This window comes from Pseudoalteromonas nanhaiensis (genome assembly GCF_051235485.1).
GTDB lineage: Bacteria > Pseudomonadota > Gammaproteobacteria > Enterobacterales > Alteromonadaceae > Pseudoalteromonas > Pseudoalteromonas lipolytica_C.
In genome coordinates this window covers 155,801-179,578 of the sequence record NZ_JBPNYQ010000003.1, presented here as the reverse complement: position 1 = coordinate 179,578, position 23,778 = coordinate 155,801, and the positions used below count along the sequence as shown (strand labels likewise).

Sequence of the window (23,778 nt, the reverse complement as noted above, 5' to 3'; positions counted from 1 at the left end):
AATTAAAATATGTTCACTCTAGGGGCAATTTAATCGCGGCGAGAGATTCACAACCTAGTGGGCTAAGTAAAAATCTAGCTAATATCCCTGCAAATGTTGGCGTTTTTGTTTGCCAAGCTATGCTATAATCCTGCGCAATTAGCATTTAAGGGTTTTTACTTTGCAATTTATCGCACTTACTTCTATCGGAATAGAAAATTTACTTGTTGATGAGCTTACAGCACTTGGTGCAGAAGTCTCTAAACAAACCGTGGGCTCTGTACGTTTTGAAGCAGATAGCTTGTTAGCACAAAAAATTTGTTTATCGAGTCGCTTCGCCACTCGTATCATGATGCTGATAGAAGAAAAAGAAGGCGTTAAAGACAAAGAAAGCCTTTATCAATTTGCACGACTACAGCCTTGGCAAGAGTGGTTTGGTCCAAAACAAACCTTCGCTGTTGATTTTAGTGGTACTAACAACGATTTAAAAAATACCCAGTTCTCTGGTCTTGTCGTAAAAGATGCGATTGTTGACTATTTTTCAGATCTATTTGAACAGCGTCCAGATGTTGATAAGTACAACGCTAATGTGCGTGTTGTAGCAAAATTAAATCGCCAAGGTGTTGCGCTTTATATTGACTATTCAGGTCCACGTTTATCTGAACGTGGTTATCGTCAAGACCAAGGTAAAGCACCGATTAAAGAGCATTTAGCTGCAGCACTTGTAAAGCGAAGTGGCTGGCTTGAAAATGTACAACAACCTTTATTTGATCCATGCTGTGGTGCTGGTACCATTTTAATTGAAGCAGCAAGCATGGCTCGTAATGAAGCGCCAGGCTTATTCCGCGAAGGTTTTGCATTTGAGCGCCTACCAAGTTTCCGCATCCAAAAATACAAAGAGTTAAAAGCAGAACTAACAGCTCAAATTACTGATCCAAAGCTTTGGCTTATTGGACATGATATTGATGCTGGTGTAATTAAAAAAGCACAAGAAAACGCGGAACGCGCAGACCTTGGTAATGTAATTAAATTTAAACAAAGCGATGCAACTAAGCTAACTTCTGTTGCTAAGCTTCCTGGTGTGGTGATTTCAAACTTACCTTATGGTGAACGTTTAGGCTCGATGGCAGAGTTGGTTAACTTACACCGAAGCTTAGGTGTTGGCTTCAAAAAGCACTTTAACCATTGGAAGCTTGCTTTACTTGGCACCGACGAAAGCCTATTTAAGTTATTAAAGCTTGTTAAATTAAAACGCTATAAGTTCAAAAATGGCCCGTTAGATGTGGTGCTAAATTTATATCAACTTGATGATAAACAAGTCGAGCTAAGCAAAGAAGATAAACCAGCTCTTAATTTTGAAGGTTCAACAGCATTTGCAAACCGCTTAAAGAAAAACAAGCAAAACTTGAAAAACTGGTTAAAGCAAAATGAAGTAAGCTGTTATCGTGTTTACGATGCGGATATTCCAGAATATAACGTTGCAGTTGATGTGTACGATGATTCAGCGGTTATTTTTGAATATGCCGCACCTAAAGAAATCGATGACACTACGGCACAAAAGCGCTTACAAGATGTGATTAGCCTGACCGCTGAGCAGTTAGAAATTGCGCCAGAGAATATCGCAGTTAAAGTACGCAAAAAGCAAAAAGGCGAAGAGCAATATACTAAGGTATCAAAACAAAATCGCACACAAGTAGTCGAAGAGTTTGGTGCTAAATTTAAAGTAAATCTATTTGATTATTTAGATACAGGTTTATTCTTAGATCACCGTTTGGCTCGTCGTTATATTCAACAAAACGCACAAGGTAAACGTTTCTTAAACTTGTTTGCTTATACGGGCAGTGCATCTGTTCATGCTGCGATAGGTGGTGCCAAAGCAATTACTACCGTTGATATGTCAAAGACCTATTTAAAATGGGCGCAAGAGAATTTCGCGCTTAATGACTTGAGCAATACTCGTTTTCGTTTTGAGCAAGCTGACTGCTTGAAATGGCTTGAATACGCACAAGGTCAATATGATTTAATTTTCTTAGATCCACCGACGTTCTCAAACTCAAAACGTATGAAAGACGCATTTGATGTTCAGCGCGACCATATCAAGCTCCTTACTTGGGTTAAAAAGATTTTAAGTCCAAATGGCACGCTTATATTCTCTAACAACAAGCGTGGCTTTATCATGGATGAAGTTGGTTTAATGGGGCTTGGCTTAAAAGCAGAGAATATTTCTGACAAAACTTTATCGCCAGATTTTAAACGCAATAAGCAAATTCATAATAGTTGGCTTATTACACATGGCTAGTTTTACCTTGTATCACACAGATGGCTGTCATTTGTGTGAAATGGCAGATGAATTATTAGTTGCAGCAAACGTTTCCTTTGCTGCAAAAGATATCATGGATAGTGAACAGCTTATCGCGCTTTATCAAACCTGTATTCCGGTTGTTGAAGCTCATCAAGGCGAAAAATTATTTTGGCCTTTTGATGCACAGCGATTAGCGCAATTTATTGCTGATAATAAAGAATAAGAGTAGTAATCACGATGGATTTAATCAGAATAGCCAAAGCGCAACTCGCTTATGGTACGCATCCGTTACTAGATGATGCTGATGCAGTTATTGAGTCGGGTGAGCGTGTATGTATTGTTGGTCGTAACGGTGCAGGAAAATCAACATTACTTAAAGTACTTGATGGCCAAGTTATCTTGGATGATGGTGAAATAAACCAACTAGGTGGTATACGAATTTCGCGTCTAGAGCAAGATCCACCAAAGGGGGCTGCAGGATCAGTATTTGATTATGTAGCGCAGGGTATGCCTGATATTGCTAACTTATTGATTGAATATCACCAAGTTAGTAATCAGATGCAAACAGACTATAACGATAAGTTACTAAATAAGTTAGAGCGCTTATCAAATCAATTAGAAACAGTTGACGGCTGGCGTTTTGATACGCGTATTCAACTTGTGTTATCGCGCCTAGAGCTAGATCCAGAGGCTAAACTTGAATCATTATCAGGCGGTTGGTTACGTAAGGTTGCTTTAGCAAGGGCCCTAGTTAGTGAGCCTGATTTATTGCTACTTGATGAGCCTACCAACCACTTGGATATGAGTAGTGTTATTTGGCTCGAGCAATTTTTAAAAGAATTTAAAGGCGGTATCGTTTTTATTTCTCACGACCGTGCGTTCATTCGCGCAGTAGCTACTCGTATTCTTGATTTAGACCGCGGAAAACTAATTTCATATCCGGGTGATTATGCAACATACCTTGAACAAAAAGCGCATGATTTAAAGGTAGAAGAAACGCAAAACGCGCTATTTGATAAACGCTTAGCCGAAGAAGAAGCGTGGATCCGCCAAGGTATAAAAGCCCGTAGAACACGTAATGAAGGACGCGTTCGCGCATTAAAAGAGTTGCGTAAAGAGCGCAAGCAGCGAGTAGAGCAGGTTGGTAAAACAGATTTCAACATTGAAACTGCTGAGCGTTCAGGCAAACTTGTTTTTGAAGCGAAAAACATAAGTCATGCATTTAAAGACAAAGTGATCGCTAAAGACTTCTCTACACTTGTTATGCGTGGCGACCGTATTGGCCTTGTAGGCCCTAATGGTATTGGTAAAACAACACTGCTTAAAATTTTATTTGGTGACTTAACACCAGATAGCGGAAGTGTTAAGCAAGGCGTTAATTTAGAATTTGCCTATTTTGACCAATATCGTCAAAAGCTTGATGAAGAAGCCACAGTACAAGACAACGTAGCTGAAGGTAAGCAAGAAGTGATGATGGGCGGGCGCTCACGTCATGTACTTGGTTACTTACAAGACTTCTTATTTCCACCGGCAAGAGCCCGCACACCGGTAAAAGCACTTTCTGGTGGTGAGAAGAACCGTTTGTTACTTGCAAAGCTATTTTTAAAGCCGTCTAATATTTTGGTACTCGATGAGCCAACCAATGACTTAGATATCGAAACATTAGAATTACTTGAAGATATTATTAACCAATATCAAGGTACCGTGCTTATTGTTAGCCATGACCGCGAATTTATAGATAATACCTGTAATTCAGTCTGGGCATTTGAAGGTGATGGTAAGATTACCGATATTATTGGTGGCTACAGTGACTATGAGGCTTATGCTGCCTACTTAGTTGAGCAAGAGAAACAACAACAGCAACAAACTAAGCAAGAAAAACCCGTGGTGCAAAACCAAGATAAACCACAAAAGAAAAGTAATAAACTCTCTTACAAATTAAAACTTGAATTAGAGGAATTACCCAGTAAAGTGGAACAACTTGAAAAAGCGCTCGATGCTCAGCAAGTTGTGGTCAATGACCCTGACTTTTTTAAGCAAGATGCTGCAATTACATCAGAAGCATTGAACCATTTAGCCCAGTTAGAGTCTGAGCTTGAAGCCGCTTTTGAGCGCTGGGAAGAACTCGAAGATTTAAAGAATCAGTAGTAAGGATTAAAATGAAATATAAATTACTCGCTGCCAGTATTTTAGCTACTCTAAGTACCTCAGCGATGAGCGCGACCTATAAATTAGAAGAGTTAGGTGGTCTGGAAGGCTCTAAGCATAATTATATAACGGATGTTAGTGAAAACGGTCATATCATTGGTCTTGCAAATGGTACCTATAAACTACCTGTAGACGTTTCTTATATCGATTTTGATGCAAGCAACATTAAAAACGCCTACGACCGAGAAAAAGCGCGATTTGAGTCAATTGACAAAGAAATTACGTTTACGTTAGATGATATCCAAAATAACGATGCAGTAAATACCAATGCTGATGCACACGCATTTATGATTTGGTTTTTATCTACTGAAAGTCGTCCTAATGATTCTGAGTATCAAAAAATATCGAGTGCAATTGCCACTACTTATACTGCAGAAGGGTCTCAAGAGCAGGTTTTATTTGATGAAGCATCGCTTGATTATGATGGCTTAACTCGCTCAACATCAAACCTTCTATCTGCTGTTGCTGACGATGGCGTGATGGTGGGCTGGGGCAGTGCGCCTTACGAAAAGACCGCCTTTACCCAAACAGATGAAACCGAAGAAGAAACTCACTTCTTACGTGACTTTATAAGTCGAGGTATTGTTATTGGTGCTAATGGTGTCGAAGTACCTTTAGTTCCTGAATTTGATGAGCACGGTGGTATTAGTGCCGCATATGACATAGTCAAATCCAATAGTGGCTACGAAGTAGTAGGTACCGTATCTACCGGTATTCCAGTTGATCCTCAAGATGATATTGACGATCGTTGCGATAACGAAGATGAGCCAGTTTCAGATTGTGTTGAAACGCTTAATCGTAGCTTTAGTACGGGTATTTTCGATAAACGAGCCGTTAAATGGACCTTGGATAACGACCTAAATATTATCAATACGGAAATATTTGGCTTAGGTCTTACGCCAAAAGATGACGAAGATTTTGCATTTAGAAGCAGCGCTTTTGTCATTAATGAAAATGGGGTAATAGCTGGTACTTCAGATGTTCGCTATAAAGATCGAGATATTCGTATCACTATGCCGGTTATTTTTGAGAATGGTGAAGTAAAAGAGTTTCTTGACCAAGAAGATGATTGGACCTCGGGTCAGCCTTTAGCTATCAATAATGACGATGTTGTGGTTGGTTATGCAACCAAAAGAATCGAAGGTACAAACCGTACTAAATTTTTCTATTACGACAAGAAAAGTGACAGTGTTGTTTTCCCGACAGATTATTTCTCAAGTTCTAGCTCAATCGCTAATGACATAAATGATAATGGTGTGATTGTTGGTGAGGGTGAAACCGATATCTACAATACGTCTACACGTCGTCGTGAAGGCTTTATGTACACTATCGGTGAAGATAAAGTCGTAAATTTAAACGATTTATTACCTTGCTATGAAGAAGATGGTGAAACACGATTTAAATACGTTGTTGCTGAAGCCAAGTCGATTAACAACAATAATGAAATATTTGGTGTTGCTACCAAAACGGTAGAAAAAACAGATTCATTCGGTAACACGGTAGTGGATCTTAACGGTAATGTTGAATATGAAAGTATTGCAGTACCTGTTAAGTTAACACCAATTAGTGGTTCAATTGAAGAGTGCCCTGCAGAAGAAGTTGAACAATATGAGCGTCAGTCTGCAAGCTTCCCTTGGTATGCATTAATCTTGTTACCATTTGCAGCAGCACGTCGCTTTTTTAAAGCAAAGTAGCGTAAAAAATAACTTTTCAACTACATTAAAAAACCCAGCTTACAGCTGGGTTTTTTGTCTATACTCATATTTGAATTGTCAGTTTTTTATTTTTGATGTCGATGTAACCATGCTTTTCTTACAGAGCGCTTCCAAAGCATATCTGTTACGAAATAGCCAAGTATAGCCGCGGCTGTTGCACAAATAAGTGAACCAACTAAGAAAGCCGGACCAATGGTTGTTAAGCTTTCTAAAAACCATTGCCAGCTAGGCTCAAAATGGAAGTGTTGTGTAGGTTGCGCTAAGGCAATTGTTCCAACAATATATGAGCAGTAAAAAATAGGAGGCATTGTCAGTGGATTTGTGATCCACACCGTAGCAACAGAAATAGGCAAGTTTACACGAAATGGAATGGCCAGGGCGGCTGCTAGAACCATTTGAAAAGGAACAGGGATGAAAGCAAAAAATAAACCTACAGCAAATGCTCCTCGAGCAGAACGGCGATTTAAATGCCATAAATTGGCATCATGTAATAAACGGCCAAAAATTCTTAAGTATTTATGATCTCTTACCTTGTTGTGATCAGGTAAAAACCGTTGGATCGTTTTCTTAGCCATTTAAAGCAACCATTTACATCTGTTTGGTTATGCAGTGGTTTTATATTGGGTTGTTTTATTACCCTTTATACGGCAAACACTGCAGTGTTTTATCTAATAAGTTTTGCTGTTATTTTAGCAGCTGCCTATTTTAAGCCTTTTTTGCCAATATTGTCAGGGTTTATTTGCGGTATTTTTTTAGTATTTTTTCATTACTTAGTCTTTTATTCTCAAAGCGAATGCGACTTAAGACCTAAAAAACCAGTAATTGCTAATTTTCAAGTGATTTCAATACACTCAGCCCAGTCTCCTTTCTACGTTAAAGCAAGCCTGAAAAGCATACAGGGGTGCAGTCTCTCTAATTTAAAACCACCTTTAGCAATGATTAGTGTTAGCACAGCGCAAAAACTGATGGTTGGTGATGAAGTGAGTGCGCAAATAAAGCTTAAGCCGTTTAGAAGCGTAAAAAATTATAATAGTTTTGATCGTGAACGACATGCGTTTAGACAAAGACTATTTTATAAAGGGCGCACAGTTTCTAAAATACAGATAGAAAATCAGACTGGTAAACCTACTAGTACTGAGGTATATCGCAATTACATATCGACTATAACTACTGGCAGTCAATTACAATGGCTTTACTATGCTTTGCTAACTGGCGATAAAAGCAAAATATCGCAACAAAATAAACAACAACTACGTGAATTAGGTATAAGCCATCTCTTGGCAATCTCAGGACTACACATCGGGCTTGTATATGCAATCGGCTTTTACTTTAGTAAATATATCACCCGTATAATGCGAATACCTATGTCTCAAACCCGTCAGATTAATAGTTGGTTTATGCTGATAGGTTTTTGTTTTGCAGCTACCTATGTATATCTAAGTGGTTTTGCCGTGTCTGCAGTGCGCGCATTGTTGATGTTAGGCTGTTTGCTATTTATCTACATCTTAAATAAGAATCCATTGCGATGGCGAACAATTCTTTATGCTCTTACACTAGTGCTGATTATTGATCCATTTACGTTATTAAACCCCGGTTTGTATTTTAGTTTTATTGCTGTTGCTATTATTTTTCTTGTTATTCGAAGCTCTCTTGGCAAAAACTTAGGTTTCTACAGACGTGTTATACAGCTTGGCTTAATACAATTAGCATTATTTATAGGCCTGTTGCCATTGTCACTGTTTTACTTTGATGGCGTAAGTACGATTGGCTTGCTGGTAAATTTAGTCGCTGTGCCAATAATTAGTGTCATTGTTTTACCATTCTTAGTTTTGTACAGTTTTTTATCCTTACTTTTAGATTTATCGCTACTTCTATATGGCTTAGATTTTGTTTTAAATTACCTTTATCAATCGATAATGTTAGTCCCAAAACAATGGCGTTGGCTTGAGTTCGCATTTGTTGAGTTCAATACCTTAGTTTTGATTTACAGCACTCTGTTATTGTTTCTTTGTTATCCTTATCGAGCATTTGCCATTATTCCTGTATTGATTGTAACTTTTGATTGGCTTTTGTCGCCGAAAAGCACTTTTCAGTTAGATGTATTTGACGTTGGTCATGGCTTAATGGTGATGCTCAGCGAAGAAAATAAGGCGGTGGTCTATGATTTAGGGCCACGTTATTTTGGTCGATATGACTATATTCAGTCAGTTTTATTAGCAAACATAAATGCGCTTAAGCTTGAGGTGATTGCCACAATAGTAAGTCATCAAGATAATGACCACATTGGAGGTCTTCACTCTTGGAATGAAAATGGCTTTGGAGCAACGTTAAAGTATTTTCATCCGCATGGTATGAATGCTCGTTGTGAGCCAAAGCTTTTAAAAATCGGCAATGTTAGTTTAACTAGCTTTAGTATGCCTGGTGATAATAACAATGATCAATCTTGCATTTTGAGGGTGAAGTCGGGTGAGTATAGTGTGTTATTAACCGGCGATATTTCTGCTGAAGCAGAGCAACAACTCATTACCAGGCTCCCAGACCTGCAAGCGACAGTACTCGTCAGCCCTCATCACGGTAGTAATACATCGTCAAGTCAGGCGTTTATTGAGCAGGTGCGGCCTAAACTGGTTATCCACTCAAGTGCATACCAAGGGCAGTGGCAGTTTCCTCACCCTGAGGTTGTAAAACGTTATCAAGACCGTGATATAGCGCAGTTAAGTACAGCAGACAGTGGCCATATTAGAATCAAATTCTATAACGATACCTTTTTAGTTGAATCAGCTCGCGAGCATGAAAGTTACTGGTTCGAACAAGATTGACGTTTTGTTTTTACCCCCATAAGGCTACAATAGTCGAAGTCTATGAATAAGAGAGTGTTATGGATCAAACTACATCCCAAATTTATAAGCGATTAATCAGTTATGTGGGTGATTATAAATTAATCGCGTTTTTCGCCATTGTTGGCATGGTTGGCTATTCTGCCATGGATGCACTGTTTATCAATTTAATGAAACCTTTTATTGATGAAGGCTTAAATGCTCGTAATACTGATGTATTAACTTATGCACCATTCGTTGTTATCGCGTTAGTGCTTGGTCGAGGCATGTTTAATTACATGTCATCTTATTGCTTGAGTTATGTTGGCTCTCAAGTTGTTAGAACTCTTCGCCAACAATTATTCGAACATATATTACATTTACCTGTGTCTTTTCATGACAAAAATTCTAATGGTGATTTAATTTCTAAAATCACTTTCGATACAGAGCAAGTACAACAGGCAATTACTAAAGCGCTGTTAATTGTGGTGAGAGAAGGGGCGTTTGTTGTTTTTTTACTTTTCAATATGTTTTATACAAGTTGGAAGTTATCGCTGATTTTCTTGGTTATTATTCCGCTGGTGGCAGTGATTGTTGCCTTTGTATCGAAACGCTTTCGGATGATCTCTAAAAAAATTCAATCAGCGATGGGGCAAGTTACTCGTAGTTCAGAGCAGATGCTCTCTGGGCATAAAGTAATCCACGGATTTGGTGGTCAGCAGCAAGAGATTTCTCAGTTTTCAGCGATTAATAACCATAATCGTCAGCAACGCATTAAAATGGATGCAACAAAGGCGTTAAGTGTTTCGGTTATTCAGATCTTAGCAGCGAGCGCAATGGCAGTGATTTTATGGGTCGTGTCAATGCCATCAATGATAGACACAATCAGCTCTGGTGATTTCGTATTACTAATATCATCAATGATGATGTTATTACGTCCACTTAAGCAACTTTCAAATGTAAATAGTGACTTACAACGTGGTATTTCTGCAGCACAAAGTATCTTTTTGGTACTTGATGAAGATGTAGAAAAAGACACTGGCACCTATAGTATTGATAAAGTGACAGGGCACATTGAAATAAACAACGTTACTTTCAAATACCCAACTAAAGATGAACCAGTTTTGAAAAACTTGTCGCTAACGATTAATGCCGGCGAAAGCATTGCATTAGTGGGGCGCTCTGGTTCTGGTAAATCGACCATTTCAAATTTATTGCCACGTTACTATGAGCTAGAAGGTGAAAGTGAAATTTTACTCGATGGTGTCAATATCGCTGACTACAAGCTAACGGATCTTCGTAAGCAATTTGCATTGGTTTCACAGCAAGTGGTGTTATTTAACGATACTATTGCAAATAACATATGCTATGGCCTTGAACGTGAACTTAGTCATGAAGAGTTAATGGCGGTTGCCAAACAAGCCCATGTTTGGGAATTTGTTAAAGACTTGCCAGAAGGTTTAAATACCATGGTGGGTGAAAACGGCGTGATGTTATCTGGCGGTCAGCGTCAACGTATCGCGATTGCACGTGCCATTTTAAAAGATGCACCTATTTTAATTCTCGATGAGGCGACATCAGCTCTCGATACTGAGTCTGAAAAGCTGATCCAGCATGCACTTGATAGCTTAATGAAAGAAAAAACATCAATTGTGATAGCACACCGTTTATCAACAATAGAAAACAGTGATTGTATTTATGTTATTGATCATGGTCAGGTTATCGAAAAGGGCACGCATAGCGAGCTGCTTGAAAAAGACGGCACCTATTCCGCTCTTTGTAAAATGCAATTTGGTGAGCAGTAGTGAGTGTTATTGAAAAAAGCTGGTATAAAAGACCAGGTTTCCTCAGTGTTTTACTCTTACCTTTGAGTGTGCTTTTTTGGCTAATCTCAACGCTCCGTGTATTGCTATACAAGCTTAATATTCTGAAGGCTTTTAAAGCGCATGTACCTGTTATAGTGGTTGGTAACATAAGTGTGGGTGGCAACGGCAAAACGCCATTTGTAATTTGGCTTGCTGAGTTCTTAGAACAACAAGGTTTAAAAGTGGCGGTGATCAGTCGTGGTTATGGTGGTCAGTCTGACTCGTATCCATTGTTAGTTACTGATGAGACGACTACAACACAAGCGGGTGACGAACCTGTACTTATTAGACGTCGTTTAGGTTGTGTTGTTATGGTTGGACCTGACCGTCAAGCCAGTATTAAAAAATTAGAACAGCACGATATTGATGTCATCATTTCTGATGATGGTATGCAACATTACAAAATGGCCCGAGATATAGAATGCTGTATTGTTGATAGTGAACGCCAGTTTGGTAACGGTTTATTAATGCCAGCAGGTCCACTTCGTGAAACCAAAGCGCGCTTAAAATCGGTTGATTTAGTCATTGAAAATGGCGGCAATGCACAAAGCCGCTATGATTTAGCATCGAGCCCATTTCGAACCGTGAGTGATTCAACACTCGCCAATTCAGTTCAAGATAAAGGCCATGCAGTCAGTGCTATTGGTAACCCCAAACGCTTTGAGATAAGTCTAGAGCAGCAAGGCATTAACTTGCTATCGACTCATCATTTTCGTGATCACTATGCCTACCAAGCAAGTGACTTTACTATGTTTGGTGATGACGCTGTTTTTATGACAGAAAAAGATGCAGTTAAATGCTTTAGCTTTGCCAAGCCAAATTGGTATTATTTGCCTGTGGATGCAAAGCCGACAACAACGGTTATCGAAAAACTAAATTTATTATTAAAACAAAAAGGGATCCTCAATGGCCTTTGATACAAAATTACTTGAAATTATCGCCTGTCCAGTGTGTAAAGGTAAATTACGTCTTGATAAAGAAAATCAAGAGCTGATTAGTACAGCAGCGAAACTTGCTTATCCAATCAAAGACGATATCCCAGTGCTTTTAGAAAATGAAGCACGTGAACTAAGCCAAGAAGAGGTTGATAAGTGGAATTCGTAGTTGTAATTCCTGCACGTTACGCATCGACACGTTTACCAGCTAAACCACTTGCTGATATATGTGGTAAGCCAATGATCCAACATGTTTATGAAAAAGCAGTTGCTTCAGGCGCATCACACGTTTATGTTGCCACCGATCATCAAGCAGTATTTGACGCTGTTAGTGAGTTTACAAGTAATGTTCTAATGACGCGTGAAGATCATCAATCAGGGACAGAACGTTTAGCTGAAGTGGTTGAACAACTCCAACTTGAAAGTGATACCATTGTCGTTAACGTGCAAGGTGATGAGCCTTTATTAGCTAGTGAAAATGTCTCGCAAGTGGCTAAACTGCTCGCTGATTCTGATGCGCCTATGGCAACATTGAGCACAAGTATTGATGATATCGACGATATATTTAACCCTAATTGTGTAAAAGTGGTTAGCGATGCGCACAACAATGCAGTGTATTTTTCGCGTGCAACCATTCCTTATCATCGTGATGCGATGATGAGTAATCAAACTGATAAAATCAATCTTGATGATTATGCCCGCCATATTGGTATTTATGCTTACCGAGCAGGGTTTATTACTCAATATATTGAGCTGCCAGAATCTCCGTTAGAAGTCCTTGAATCTCTAGAGCAGCTTCGTGTGCTTTATCATGGTTATAAAATCAAAATAGCTAAGGCATTATGTGCTCCACAAGCAGGTGTAGACACGCCAAAGGACTTAGCCCGCGTCATTGCAGTGCTGAGTAAATAACCAATGCACGATGTAAATACAGTTCATCTTCATGCAAGTGAAGATGACTTTTTTGTATTTTATAAACCAGCAGGTGTAAGCTTTCATAGTGAAGAATGTGCTGGTTTTGTTGTACTTGCAGAGCAACTTGTAAACGAAAAACTATATCCTGTACATCGCCTTGATAAAGTCACCTCAGGTTTAATTATTTTAGCCCGTCACAAAGAAGCAGCAGCCGAATTCACTGCGCTATTCAGCGCCCATCAAGTGCATAAATTTTATCTTGCACTCAGTGATGCAAAACCAAAGAAGAAACAAGGTTGGATAAAAGGGGATATGGAAAAAAGTCGTCGGGGCGCTTTTAAATTGCTAAAAAGCCAAACCAACCCGGCTGTTACCCGCTTTTATTCAAAAAGTATTCGTCCAGGGCTACGTGCCTACCTATTAAAACCTTTTTCGGGTAAAACACATCAACTAAGAGTCGCGATGAAAAGCTTGGGTGCGCCAATTCTTGGTGATAGCACGTATGCAGGAAGTAAAGACGAGCGCACAAATTTGCATGCTTATGCACTACAATTTAGCTATAAAGGGCAGCTTAAAGAGTATCGATGCGATTACACTTTGGGTGCTCATCTCAATGAAGTTTTTAACTCAGACGAATTCAAAGAGTGGACAGCTCCTTGGACGTTGGATTGGTAAATGAAAGAAACAACACAAGACATCCGTTTTGGTGGCATTAAACGTTTATATGGTCATCAGCAATTTGATTGGTTACAACAAGCACATTTTTGTGTCATTGGTATTGGTGGTGTAGGTAGTTGGGCCGCTGAAGCGCTAGCTCGCACGGGGGTAGGACAACTAACCTTAATAGATCTTGATGATATTTGTGCAACTAATGTTAATCGTCAAATCCATGCTTTGACTGGCACCGTAGGTGAAGCAAAAGTTGAAGCGATGAAAACACGTTGTGAGCTGATAAACCCAGACATCAAAATTAATGTTATTGATGACTTTATAACGCTAGATAACATTCGTGAGCATATTCAAGGCTTTGATTATGTGATTGATTGTATTGATGCAGTGAAAGAAAAGGCAGCGTTAATTGCACATTGTAAGCGTATAAAATTACCCGTTATTACAACCGGTGGCGCAGGCGGACAAACTGATCCGAGCCAAATTAGCTTTGGTGATGTAGCTAAGACAACCCATGATCCTTTGCTTGCAAAAGTACGGTATATTTTGCGAAAACAGTACAACTTTAGTAGCAATCCAAAGCGTAAATTTAACGTAGATTGTGTTTATTCAACTGAACAGCTTGTATATCCAACCTCTGAAGGCGAAGTTTGCCAAGCAAAACAAGGCGCAGATGGTTCAATGAATATGGATTGTAACAATGGTTTTGGCTCAGCCACAATGGTAACAGGAAGCTTTGGCTTTTTTGTCGCAGCCAAAGCAATCAGAAAATATTTAGATAAAAAACAGCGTTCTTTATAACATTTAGCAGTTTTGCTCAGCCATGGTTTGAATTTTATCAACCATGGCTTTGATGCCATTGCCGCGAGAAGGGCTTAAATGGCTAATTAGACCGAGTCGTTCAAATTCATCATAGGCATTTATTTGTGCTGCTTGTTCCGGTGTTAGACCATTGTATAAGGCTAAAATTAAAGCCAATAGTCCTTTAACGATACGGGTATCTGAATCACCAGCTAAAACAAGGCTATTTTCTGTATGATCAAAGTCGATATATAGCCACACTTTACTTTCGCAGCCTTTAACTAGGGCATCATCTACTTTAAGCACTTCTGGCATAACTGGTAATTGCTTACCTAATAGCATTATCTGGCGGTATTTTTGCTGCCAACCTGCAGCTGTTTCAATGTTTTTACTAACGGCTTCAAACGTTGAATTCATAACTTATCCAAATTTAATCTAATAACTCAATACTGTTTTTAAGAGCATCAATAAACGTATCTACATCATCTTTATTGTTATATAACGCAAAGCTTGCTCTTACTGTACCAGGAATGTGCAAATGGCTCATTATAGGTTGTGTGCAATGGTGGCCACTGCGCACGGCCACACCAAACCCATCAAGCAGAGTGGCTAAATCGAAGGGATGTTCATCGCGATAATTAAAACTAATGTTACCAATGTTATGTATTTGGTTTGAATAGATATTAATACCATCAATAGCTGATAATTGTTTTATCGCATAGTCAAAAACTGTATGCTCATGTTGACGCATTTGCTGAAAATCTAACGATGTTAAATACTTTATTGCCTCACTAAAGGCGATTACACCCGCAATATTAGGTGTTCCTGCTTCAAATTTACCCGGTGCATCCCGAAAAGTGCTTTGCGTGAGGCTCACTGTTTCGATCATTTCGCCACCGGTTTGATAAACATCGAGCGAATTTAACAGCTCGAAACGTCCATAAAGACCACCCAGACCTGTAGGCCCGAGCATTTTGTGGGCAGAAAATACGTAAAAGTCACAAGAAATTTCTTGTAGATTAGGGCGTAAATGCATCGCAGCCTGCGCACCATCAATCACAGAAATAGCATTAATGGCTTTACATGCTGTAATGATAGGTGCTAAATCAGTGATATTACCTAATGTATTTGATGCATGAGTAACAGCAACTATCTTAGGCTGATACAGTTTTATAAACTCACTGCACCTTACGCTATCAATGACCAAGTCATCTTCAATAGGTAAAATAATCAGTTCTGCACCAGTACGCTTTGCTAGTTGTTGCCATGGCACTATGTTGGCGTGATGTTCAATCGCAGAGATAGCAATTTTATCGCCTGGTTTAAGCCGTGAAGCCAGACCATTTGCGATTAAATTAATCGATTCAGTCGCTCCTTTGGTCCACACTAACTCATTGGCTTTAACAGAAAAATAATCTGCAAGTAGCGTTCTGGTGTGTTCATATTGGCGGGTCGCGTTTTCACTGAGTGTATGACGGCCACGGTGCACATTGGCATTCTCATGACTATAAAAACGGGCAAGGGCATCAATAACTGCTTGTGGCTTTTGTGAGGTCGCTGCTGAGTCTAAATACACCAGAGGCTGCTCATTAACCGTTTCATTCAGTAATGGAAAGTCAGCGCGTATTTTTGCAATATCGAACATGGAAGGCCTTAAGCTACGAGAATGCGACGATTTTAATTACTTTGCACAAATAGACAAGTGCAGGGCAACAAAAAAGGCCGCATAGCGGCCTTTTTTAAACGCAAATTCGTATTAACGCTTGTCTGTTGGTACGTAATCGCGTGAAGTTTCACCAGTGTATAACTGACGAGGACGGCTGATCTTGTGACCAGGTTGAGAAAGCATCTCATCCCAGTGAGAGATCCAACCAACAGTACGTGACATTGCAAAGATTACAGTGAACATGCTTGTTGGAATACCGATAGCTTTTAAGATGATACCTGAGTAGAAGTCTACGTTAGGGTAAAGTTTCTTCTCAACGAAGTATGGGTCTTCTAGTGCAATTTGCTCAAGCTTCATTGCGATATCAAGAAGTGGATCTTGAATATTTAACTCAGCTAGTACTTCGTGACATGTTTGACGCATTACTGTCGCACGTGGATCGAAGTTTTTGTATACACGGTGACCGAAGCCCATAAGACGGAATGGATCTGACTTATCTTTTGCTTTAGCAACGTATTCGTCGATACGGTCTACTGAACCGATTTCTTCTAACATGTTAAGACATGCTTCGTTAGCACCACCGTGCGCAGGACCCCATAAAGATGCGATACCAGCCGCGATACACGCGTAAGGGTTTGCACCTGATGAACCAGCTAAACGTACAGTTGACGTTGAAGCGTTTTGCTCGTGGTCTGCGTGAAGCATGAAGATTTTATCCATTGCTTTAGCAAGAACAGGGCTAACTTTATATTCTTCAGCAGGTACTGAGAACATCATATGTAAGAAGTTTTCAGCAAAGCTTAAGTCGTTACGCGGGTGTACAAACGGTTGACCTACGTTGTATTTGTAAGCCATAGCAGCGATTGTTGGTAACTTAGCAATTAGTTTGATTGCACTAGTTTTACGTTGTGTCGCATCAGTGATGTCTAAATCTTCGTGATAGAAAGAAGATAAAGCACCTACAACACCACATAGCATCGCCATAGGGTGAGCATCAAAACGGAAACCTTGGAAGAAGTTTGCGATTTTAGTATCAAGCATAGTGCTATGCGTGATTTCTTTTGCAAACTCATCGTATTGTTCTTTAGTTGGTAATTCGCCGTTTAACAGTAAGTAGCAAACTTCGATGTAGTTAGACTCATCAGCTAGTTGCTCAATTGGGTAACCACGGTGTAGTAATACACCTTTACCGCCGTCGATATAAGTGATTGAAGATTCACAAGAACCGGTCGACATGAAACCTGGGTCGTAAGTGAAGTAGCCATGAGAACCTAACGTACGTACGTCGATTACGTCTTGGCCAGCAGTGCCTTGGTAAATTGGAAGTTCGATTGGATCAAGACCATCAATATGGACCGTGGCTTTATTATCCGCCATCTATTTATCTCCTATTAAGATAACAACTCTGATTGTTATGTTCTGAATCTGTTTAAGCACATTCTTTTCATTTTAACGTGAAAGAGGGGTGTAAAGTCAATTTTTATAAACATTATGCATAAATGGATAATAAATATTCTGCCAGGATTAAATATTATACCATTGGCTAATTCGCAAACGACTCTTACTAAACAAGAATTGTAAAAAGACCTTTGGCTATATATACTATCCAAGGTTTTATACCGTATTGTCTGTAGGTAAACTTTATTTTTACATTTAAGTTTTGCATAAGTGTGAACTTTTTGTGTATCAACACGGTTTACTTAGATAGTTCCATCGAAATTCATTTTGATGGGTTTAGAAAAACAAGTAGATGAGCTCCTAAGTGGGCAAGATGGGCAAGTAACTGTGAAAAAGCAAAGACCTGTAAATCTAGATCTAACAACTATATCTATGCCGGCAACGGCTAAAGCATCAATTCTTCACCGCGTCACCGGTGTGGCACTATTTTTTGCTTTAACGTTTGTCATTTGGGCTTGGTCTGAGTCTCTTTCTTCTCCAGAAGGTTTTGAATTCGTCAAGGGTCTGTTCAGCGGATTCATTGCCAAATTCATAGCGTGGGGTACCATTTCTGTGTTGGCATATCACCTAATCGGTGGTGTTCGTCACATCATTATGGATATGGGTCACTGGGAAGAACTTGAATCAGGTAACTTCAGCGCTAAAGTTGCGATGGCTTTAGGTGTTGTAGCTGCAATTCTAGCAGGAGTGTGGATATGGTTTTAAATCAAGCAACTCTTAAACGTGATGGTGTACAAGATTTTGTATCACTTCGTACAACAGCATTAATAATCAGCGCTTATGCGATTTTTATTATCGGCTATTTTTTATGTACACCAGAAGTCACTTTTGAAGCCTGGCAAGGCCTATTCTCTAATCTAGCAATGAAAGGGTTTACACTAATTGCCCTTGTTTGCATTATGGTTCACACCCGTATCGGTCTTTGGCAAGTTCTAACTGACTATGTCAAAAATGCGAAATTACGTGCTGTTTTAGGCTTTGTATTAAACCTTATGGCCGTTGCTTACGTAGCAATTGGTCTAATCGTTTTATGGGGTGTTTAAGTGAATTATTCTGTTCGTGAATTTGACGCAGTAGTAATTGGTGCAGGCGGCGCGGGTATGCGCGCAGCACTTGCTATTACTGAATCAGGCAAAACCTGTGCACTTATCTCTAAAGTTTTCCCTACACGTTCTCACACTGTGTCAGCACAAGGCGGCATTACTGTTGCGTTAGGTAACTCGCATGAAGATAACTGGGAATGGCACATGTACGATACTGTTAAAGGTTCTGATTTTATCGGTGACCAAGACGCTATCGAATATATGTGTAAAACAGGCCCAGAAGCTATTACTGAATTAGAAAACATGGGCTTACCATTTTCTCGTTTTGAAAATGGCCGTGTTTATCAACGTCCTTTCGGCGGTCAGTCGAAAAACTTTGGTGGTGAACAAGCAGCACGTACTGCAGCAGCTGCTGACCGTACTGGTCACGCACTGTTACACTGTCTTTACCAGCAAAACGTTAAAAACAAAACAAACGTATTTTCAGAGTGGTATGCACTAGATTTAGTTAAAAACAGCGATGGTCATGTTGTTGGTTGTACAGCAATCGACATTGAATCAGGCCAAGTTGTTTACTTCAAATCAAAAGCCGTTGTTTTAGCAACAGGTGGTGCAGGTCGTATCTACGCATCAACAACTAACGCACACATCAATACAGGTGACGGCGTTGGTATGGCAACCCGTGCTGGTGTTGCATTGCAAGATATGGAAATGTGGCAATTCCACCCAACAGGTATCGCAGGCGCTGGTGTACTAGTAACTGAAGGTTGTCGTGGTGAAGGTGGTTACCTTCTAAACAAAGACGGCGAACGCTTCATGGAACGTTACGCGCCAAATGCTAAAGACTTAGCATCTCGTGACGTTGTTGCTCGTTCAATGATGACAGAGATCCGTGAAGGTCGTGGTTGCGATGGTCCTTACGGTCCACATATCAAGCTTAAACTTGACCACTTAGGTGAAGAGACGCTTAATTTACGTCTTCCTGGTGTATGTGACCTTGCGAAAACATTCGCACACGTTGACCCAGCTAAAGAACCAATTCCAGTAATTCCAACATGTCACTACATGATGGGTGGTGTACCAACTAACGTAAATGGTCAAGCATTACAAATCGATGCAAATGGTCAAGAGAAAGTAGTTGAAGGTTTATTCGCTGTGGGTGAAATTGCCTGTGTATCTGTACACGGTGCTAACCGCCTAGGTGGTAACTCACTTCTTGACTTAGTTGTGTTCGGCCGTGCAGCTGGTAACTTCTTAGGTAAATACCTAAATGGTGTTGAAGCAGGTAAAGATGCGTCTGAATCAGACCTTGAAGCATCACTTGCGCGCTTCAACCGTTGGGAAAGCTCTAAAGCTGGCCAAGGTGAAGACCCAGTTCAAATTAAGAAAGACCTACAAATGTGTATGCAGCTTAACTTCTCGGTATTCCGTGAAGGTGATGCAATGGCTACAGGTCTTAAAGAGCTTAAAGAAATTCGTGAACGTCTGCAGTATGCTCGTCTTGACGACAAGTCAACAGAGTTCAACACTGCGCGTATCGAATGTCTAGAGTTAGACAACTTAATGGAAACAGCTTACTCAACTGCAGTAGCTGCAAACTTCCGTACAGAAAGCCGTGGTGCACATTCTCGTTTTGACTTCCCAGATCGTGATGACGATAACTGGTTATGTCACTCTATCTTTAACCCAGTTACAGATGAAATGACAAAACGTGAAGTAAACTACGCGCCGAAACTGCGTGAAGCTTTCCCACCTAAAGCACGTACATACTAGGAGCGAGACGATGGCACAAGTACAATTTTCCGTTTATCGTTACAATCCAGATGTTGATAATGCACCACGTATGCAGGACTTTACGCTAGAAACGCAAGAAGGCCAAGATATGATGGTATTGGATGCTCTAATGAAACTAAAAGAGCAAGATCCAACCTTATCATTCCGTCGTTCATGCCGTGAAGGTGTGTGTGGTTCTGACGGTATCAACATGAATGGTAAAAACGGTTTAGCATGTATTACTCCTTTATCAACGCTACTTAAAGGTGGCAAAGGTAAAATCGTAATTCGTCCATTACCTGGTTTACCTGTGGTACGTGACCTTGTTATTGACATGAGTCAGTTCTACACTCAATACGAAAAAGTTAAGCCTTATCTAATTAATGACACGCCAGCGGCGGGTGAGCGTCTTCAATCTATCGAAGAACGTGATAAGTTAGATGGCTTATATGAGTGTATTTTATGTGCATGTTGTTCTACATCGTGTCCTTCGTTCTGGTGGAATCCAGACAAGTTCATCGGTCCTGCGGGTCTTCTTCATGCGTATCGTTTCTTGGCTGATAGCCGCGATACAGCGACTGAAGAGCGTCTTGCAGATCTTGACGATGCGTTCAGCGTGTTCCGTTGTCACAGTATTATGAACTGTGTTAGCGTGTGTCCTAAAGGTCTTAATCCGACTAAAGCAATTGGACAAATCAAATCAATGCTTTTAAACCGCGCTGTTTAAAGCTTGAATATGTAAGGTGGTTAAGTGATTAACCACCTTGTTTTTACAACAATTAATTTCTGCGCTAAAGAAAAGGGCTTATAAATGCACGAAGGTGTGATGAAGGCATGGCTAGAATCTTCTCACTTAAACGGCGGAAACGTTGCTTACGTAGAAGAGCTTTATGAAGCGTACTTAGATGATGCGACTTCTGTGCCAGAAGAATGGCGAGAAGTGTTCGAACAATTACCAAAAGTAGATGGTGTGGATGTTGACGTAAAACATTCAGAGGTTCGTTCACAATTTGCGGAGCTTGCTAAAAACAAGCATAGAGAAGTAGTGGTAGCAGAGGGTGGCTCTGGCGATCCTAAACAGGTCAAAGTGCTACAACTTATTAATGCTTTCCGTTTCCGTGGTCACCAAAATGCTAACCTAGATCCATTAGGTATCTGGGAACGCGAACGAGTTCGAGATCTTGAACTTGAATACCACGATTTATCTGAAGCTGATTTTGACCGTGAATTCAATGTGGGTTCGTTTGCCGTAGGTCGCGACACCATGCCTTTAGGTGAGCTATACCAAGCACTTAAGACCACGTATTGTGGTTCAGTTGGTGCAGAGTATATGCACATCACTTCAACTGAAGAAAAACGTTGGTTACAACAGCGTTTAGAATCAGTGCAATCTCGTCCAACGTTCTCTAAAGAAGAAAAGCTACGTATCCTTAAAGGATTAACAGCTGCAGATGGCCTTGAAAAATATTTAGGGGCTAAGTTCCCTGGTGCAAAACGTTTCTCACTTGAAGGTGGTGATGCGTTGGTACCAATGCTTAAAGAACTAATTCATCGTGCAGGTGAAAGCGGACAAAAAGAAGCTGTTATTGGTATGGCTCACCGCGGTCGCTTGAACGTACTAGTGAACGTTTTAGGTAAAAACCCATCAGAATTATTCGATGAGTTCGCTGGTAAACACAAAGATACTTTAAGCTCAGGTGATGTTAAATATCACATGGGTTATTCATCTGACTTCGCTACAAAGGGTGGCAACGTGCATATGGCACTTGCGTTTAACCCATCTCACCTTGAAATCGTTAACCCAGTAGTTATGGGTTCGGTACGCGCTCGTTTAGACCGTTTAGGTGATAAGTCAGGTATTAAAGCATTACCAATTACTATTCACGGTGACTCTGCAATCGCAGGTCAAGGTGTTGTTCAAGAAACATTTAACTTATCGCAAACTAATGCATTTAGTTGTGGTGGTAGTATCCGTATCGTGGTAAACAACCAAGTTGGTTTTACAACGTCAAAACAAGCGGATGTTCGTTCTACACCATACTGTACTGACATTGCGAAAATGGTTCAGGCACCTATTTTCCACGTTAATTCTGACGATCCAGAAGCGGTTGCATTTGTTACTCAAATCGCACTTGATTTCAGAAACCAATTCAAACGTGACGTTGTAATTGATTTAGTATGTTATCGCCGTCATGGTCATAACGAAGCGGATGAGCCGAATGCGACTCAACCACTTATGTACCAGAAAATCAAAAAACACCCAGTTCCACGCCTAATTTATGCTGACCAACTTGTGTCTGAAGGTTCATTTACAGAAGATGAAGTCAAAGCACTTGCTGATGAGTACCGTAACGGTCTTGATGGCGGTAACTGTGTTGTTGAAGAAATTCAACCAGAAACATCTCACTCTTCAGATTGGGCTAAATTCGTTGGTCACGATTGGGATGTTGAGTACGATGCAAAACTTTCTGTTGAAAAACTAAAAGAACTTGGTGAAAAAGTATCAAGCTACCCAGAGAACCACAAAGCTCAGTCGCGTGTTAAGAAAATTTACGACGACCGTAAGCTAATGGCATCAGGTGAAAAACCACTTGATTGGGGTATGGCAGAAACGCTAGCTTATGCTTCACTTGTTGATGCGGGCACAGATATCCGTTTAACAGGTCAAGACTCAGGCCGTGGTACTTTCTTCCACCGTCATGCTGTTATCCATAACCAAAAAGATGCATCAACCTACTTGCCGCTGCAAAACATCAGCGAAAAACAAGGTTCATTTGAAGTATACGACTCAGTACTTTCTGAAGAAGCGGTACTTGCATTTGAATATGGTTACGCAACAGCTGAACCAACTTCACTTGTAATGTGGGAAGCACAATTTGGTGACTTCGCTAACGGTGCACAAGTTGTATTTGACCAATTCTTAAGTTCAGGTGAACAAAAGTGGGGCCGTTTATGTGGTCTTACATGTTTACTTCCACATGGTTATGAAGGTCAAGGCCCAGAGCATAGCTCAGCACGTCTTGAGCGTTTCTTACAATTGTGTGCTGATCACAATATGCAAGTGTGTGTGCCTTCAACACCAGCGCAAGTTTATGCAATGCTTCGTCGTCAATCTGTACGTCCTTTACGTCGTCCATTGATTGTTATGACACCTAAGTCACTACTTCGTCATCCGCTGGCAACTTCAACACTTGAAGAATTATCTGAAGGTGTGTTCCACAATATGATCGATGAAATCGATGATATTGCAGCAGATAAGGTAGAACGCGTTGTATTCTGTAGTGGTAAAGTTTATTACGAGTTACTACAAGAGCGTCGTAAACAAGAATTAAATAACATTGCTATTGTTCGTGTAGAACAATTATATCCATTCCCACACGCTGAGATGGATACAATCATGCAACGTTACCAACACGTTAAAGATTTTGTTTGGTGTCAAGAAGAGCCGCAAAACCAAGGTGCATGGTATTGTTCTCAACATCATTTTGTTGATGCAATTCCTGAAGGTGCTAAATTAACTTACGCAGGTCGTAAAGCATCAGCATCACCAGCGTGTGGTTACATGTCAGTGCATAATAAAGAACAACAAGCGCTCGTTGCAGACGCGCTTACTATTGAAAAGAAAGGATAAGC

At 40.2% G+C, this 23,778-nt stretch carries 20 protein-coding genes; 16 read left to right on the top strand and 4 right to left on the bottom strand.

Translation table 11 applies throughout. The features are described 5' to 3' along the window. Nucleotides 1–160 precede the first annotated feature (160 nt). Genes rlmKL through ACSFVZ_RS04815 form a run of 4 tightly spaced genes read left to right on the top strand, consistent with a single transcriptional unit; the run spans nt 161 to nt 6,183 of the window. Nucleotides 161–2,278, top strand: a complete 2,118-nt coding sequence (gene rlmKL, locus ACSFVZ_RS04830) for a bifunctional 23S rRNA (guanine(2069)-N(7))-methyltransferase RlmK/23S rRNA (guanine(2445)-N(2))-methyltransferase RlmL (protein ID WP_435558243.1) — start codon at nt 161–163, stop codon at nt 2,276–2,278. Continuing rightward, on the top strand, nt 2,271–2,504 hold the full coding sequence (locus tag ACSFVZ_RS04825) for a glutaredoxin family protein (RefSeq protein WP_435558242.1): 234 nt from the start codon (nt 2,271–2,273) through the stop codon (nt 2,502–2,504). Before rlmKL ends, ACSFVZ_RS04825 begins: the two co-directional genes overlap by 8 nt. 14 nt (nt 2,505–2,518) lie before the next feature. After that, nucleotides 2,519–4,429, top strand: coding sequence for an ATP-binding cassette ATPase Uup (gene uup, locus ACSFVZ_RS04820; RefSeq protein ID WP_199526431.1), 1,911 nt, complete (start codon nt 2,519–2,521; stop codon nt 4,427–4,429). A gap of 11 nt (nt 4,430–4,440) precedes the next feature. Continuing rightward, the gene (locus tag ACSFVZ_RS04815; RefSeq protein ID WP_435558241.1) at nt 4,441–6,183 is read left to right on the top strand and encodes a DUF3466 family protein; all 1,743 of its coding nucleotides are present in this window, start codon (nt 4,441–4,443) and stop codon (nt 6,181–6,183) included. Nucleotides 6,184–6,269: 86 nt separating this feature from the next. Here ACSFVZ_RS04815 and ACSFVZ_RS04810 read toward each other — a convergent pair whose 3' ends face one another. Next, nucleotides 6,270–6,779 carry a DUF2062 domain-containing protein gene (locus ACSFVZ_RS04810; protein ID WP_135924782.1) on the bottom strand — a complete coding sequence of 170 codons (510 nt, stop codon included), beginning with the start codon at nt 6,777–6,779 and terminating at the stop codon, nt 6,270–6,272. Nucleotides 6,780–7,139: 360 nt separating this feature from the next. Between ACSFVZ_RS04810 and ACSFVZ_RS04805 the strand changes: the two genes are divergently transcribed. From ACSFVZ_RS04805 to tcdA, 7 genes are read left to right on the top strand one after another with little or no spacing between them, the layout of a single operon-like run. Continuing rightward, on the top strand, nt 7,140–9,023 hold the full coding sequence (locus ACSFVZ_RS04805) for a DNA internalization-related competence protein ComEC/Rec2 (protein ID WP_435558240.1): 1,884 nt from the start codon (nt 7,140–7,142) through the stop codon (nt 9,021–9,023). A 59-nt stretch (nt 9,024–9,082) separates the two neighbouring features. Next, nucleotides 9,083–10,825 (top strand): lipid A export permease/ATP-binding protein MsbA, encoded by a 1,743-nt coding sequence (gene msbA, locus ACSFVZ_RS04800; RefSeq protein ID WP_435558239.1) that lies wholly within the window; start codon nt 9,083–9,085, stop codon nt 10,823–10,825. Further along, the gene (gene lpxK / locus ACSFVZ_RS04795) at nt 10,825–11,802 is read left to right on the top strand and encodes a tetraacyldisaccharide 4'-kinase (protein WP_435558237.1); all 978 of its coding nucleotides are present in this window, start codon (nt 10,825–10,827) and stop codon (nt 11,800–11,802) included. The genes msbA and lpxK overlap by 1 nt, the downstream gene beginning before the upstream one ends. Beyond that, entirely contained in the window at nt 11,792–11,989 is a 198-nt protein-coding gene (locus ACSFVZ_RS04790) for a Trm112 family protein (protein ID WP_036968654.1), read from the top strand. The genes lpxK and ACSFVZ_RS04790 overlap by 11 nt, the downstream gene beginning before the upstream one ends. Further along, on the top strand, nt 11,977–12,732 hold the full coding sequence (gene kdsB, locus ACSFVZ_RS04785; RefSeq protein ID WP_435558236.1) for a 3-deoxy-manno-octulosonate cytidylyltransferase: 756 nt from the start codon (nt 11,977–11,979) through the stop codon (nt 12,730–12,732). Before ACSFVZ_RS04790 ends, kdsB begins: the two co-directional genes overlap by 13 nt. 3 nt (nt 12,733–12,735) lie before the next feature. After that, nucleotides 12,736–13,410, top strand: a complete 675-nt coding sequence (locus tag ACSFVZ_RS04780) for a TIGR01621 family pseudouridine synthase (RefSeq protein WP_138557567.1) — start codon at nt 12,736–12,738, stop codon at nt 13,408–13,410. Beyond that, the gene (gene tcdA / locus ACSFVZ_RS04775; RefSeq protein WP_054561573.1) at nt 13,411–14,205 is read left to right on the top strand and encodes a tRNA cyclic N6-threonylcarbamoyladenosine(37) synthase TcdA; all 795 of its coding nucleotides are present in this window, start codon (nt 13,411–13,413) and stop codon (nt 14,203–14,205) included. 3 nt (nt 14,206–14,208) lie between these two features. On the opposite strand, the gene ACSFVZ_RS04770 is transcribed toward tcdA, so the two are convergent. The 3 genes from ACSFVZ_RS04770 to ACSFVZ_RS04760 form a co-directional block, all read right to left on the bottom strand. Continuing rightward, on the bottom strand, nt 14,209–14,622 hold the full coding sequence (locus ACSFVZ_RS04770; protein ID WP_435558235.1) for a SufE family protein: 414 nt from the start codon (nt 14,620–14,622) through the stop codon (nt 14,209–14,211). Between the two features lie 13 nt (nt 14,623–14,635). Next, on the bottom strand, nt 14,636–15,850 hold the full coding sequence (locus ACSFVZ_RS04765) for an aminotransferase class V-fold PLP-dependent enzyme (RefSeq protein ID WP_435558234.1): 1,215 nt from the start codon (nt 15,848–15,850) through the stop codon (nt 14,636–14,638). 111 nt (nt 15,851–15,961) lie between these two features. Further along, a complete protein-coding gene (locus ACSFVZ_RS04760) occupies nt 15,962–17,248 on the bottom strand; it encodes a citrate synthase (RefSeq protein ID WP_135924762.1) in 1,287 nt (428 codons plus the stop codon). 408 nt (nt 17,249–17,656) lie between these two features. Here ACSFVZ_RS04760 and sdhC point away from each other — a divergent pair, with 408 nt between their 5' ends. The 5 genes from sdhC to ACSFVZ_RS04735 all read left to right on the top strand — a co-directional run bounded on the left by sdhC (nt 17,657) and on the right by ACSFVZ_RS04735 (nt 23,776). Beyond that, entirely contained in the window at nt 17,657–18,034 is a 378-nt protein-coding gene (gene sdhC, locus ACSFVZ_RS04755) for a succinate dehydrogenase, cytochrome b556 subunit (RefSeq protein WP_075593614.1), read from the top strand. Continuing rightward, nucleotides 18,025–18,372 carry a succinate dehydrogenase, hydrophobic membrane anchor protein gene (gene sdhD, locus ACSFVZ_RS04750; RefSeq protein WP_135924759.1) on the top strand — a complete coding sequence of 116 codons (348 nt, stop codon included), beginning with the start codon at nt 18,025–18,027 and terminating at the stop codon, nt 18,370–18,372. Before sdhC ends, sdhD begins: the two co-directional genes overlap by 10 nt. After that, complete coding sequence (sdhA, locus tag ACSFVZ_RS04745; RefSeq protein WP_135924757.1) at nt 18,373–20,145, top strand: succinate dehydrogenase flavoprotein subunit; 1,773 nt, start codon at nt 18,373–18,375, stop codon at nt 20,143–20,145. It begins immediately after the preceding gene. Between the two features lie 10 nt (nt 20,146–20,155). After that, nucleotides 20,156–20,872: a succinate dehydrogenase iron-sulfur subunit gene (locus tag ACSFVZ_RS04740; protein ID WP_199526437.1), complete on the top strand. Its 717-nt coding sequence runs from the start codon at nt 20,156–20,158 to the stop codon at nt 20,870–20,872. 84 nt (nt 20,873–20,956) lie between these two features. Further along, entirely contained in the window at nt 20,957–23,776 is a 2,820-nt protein-coding gene (locus tag ACSFVZ_RS04735; protein ID WP_199526438.1) for a 2-oxoglutarate dehydrogenase E1 component, read from the top strand. Nucleotides 23,777–23,778: the final 2 nt, after the last annotated feature.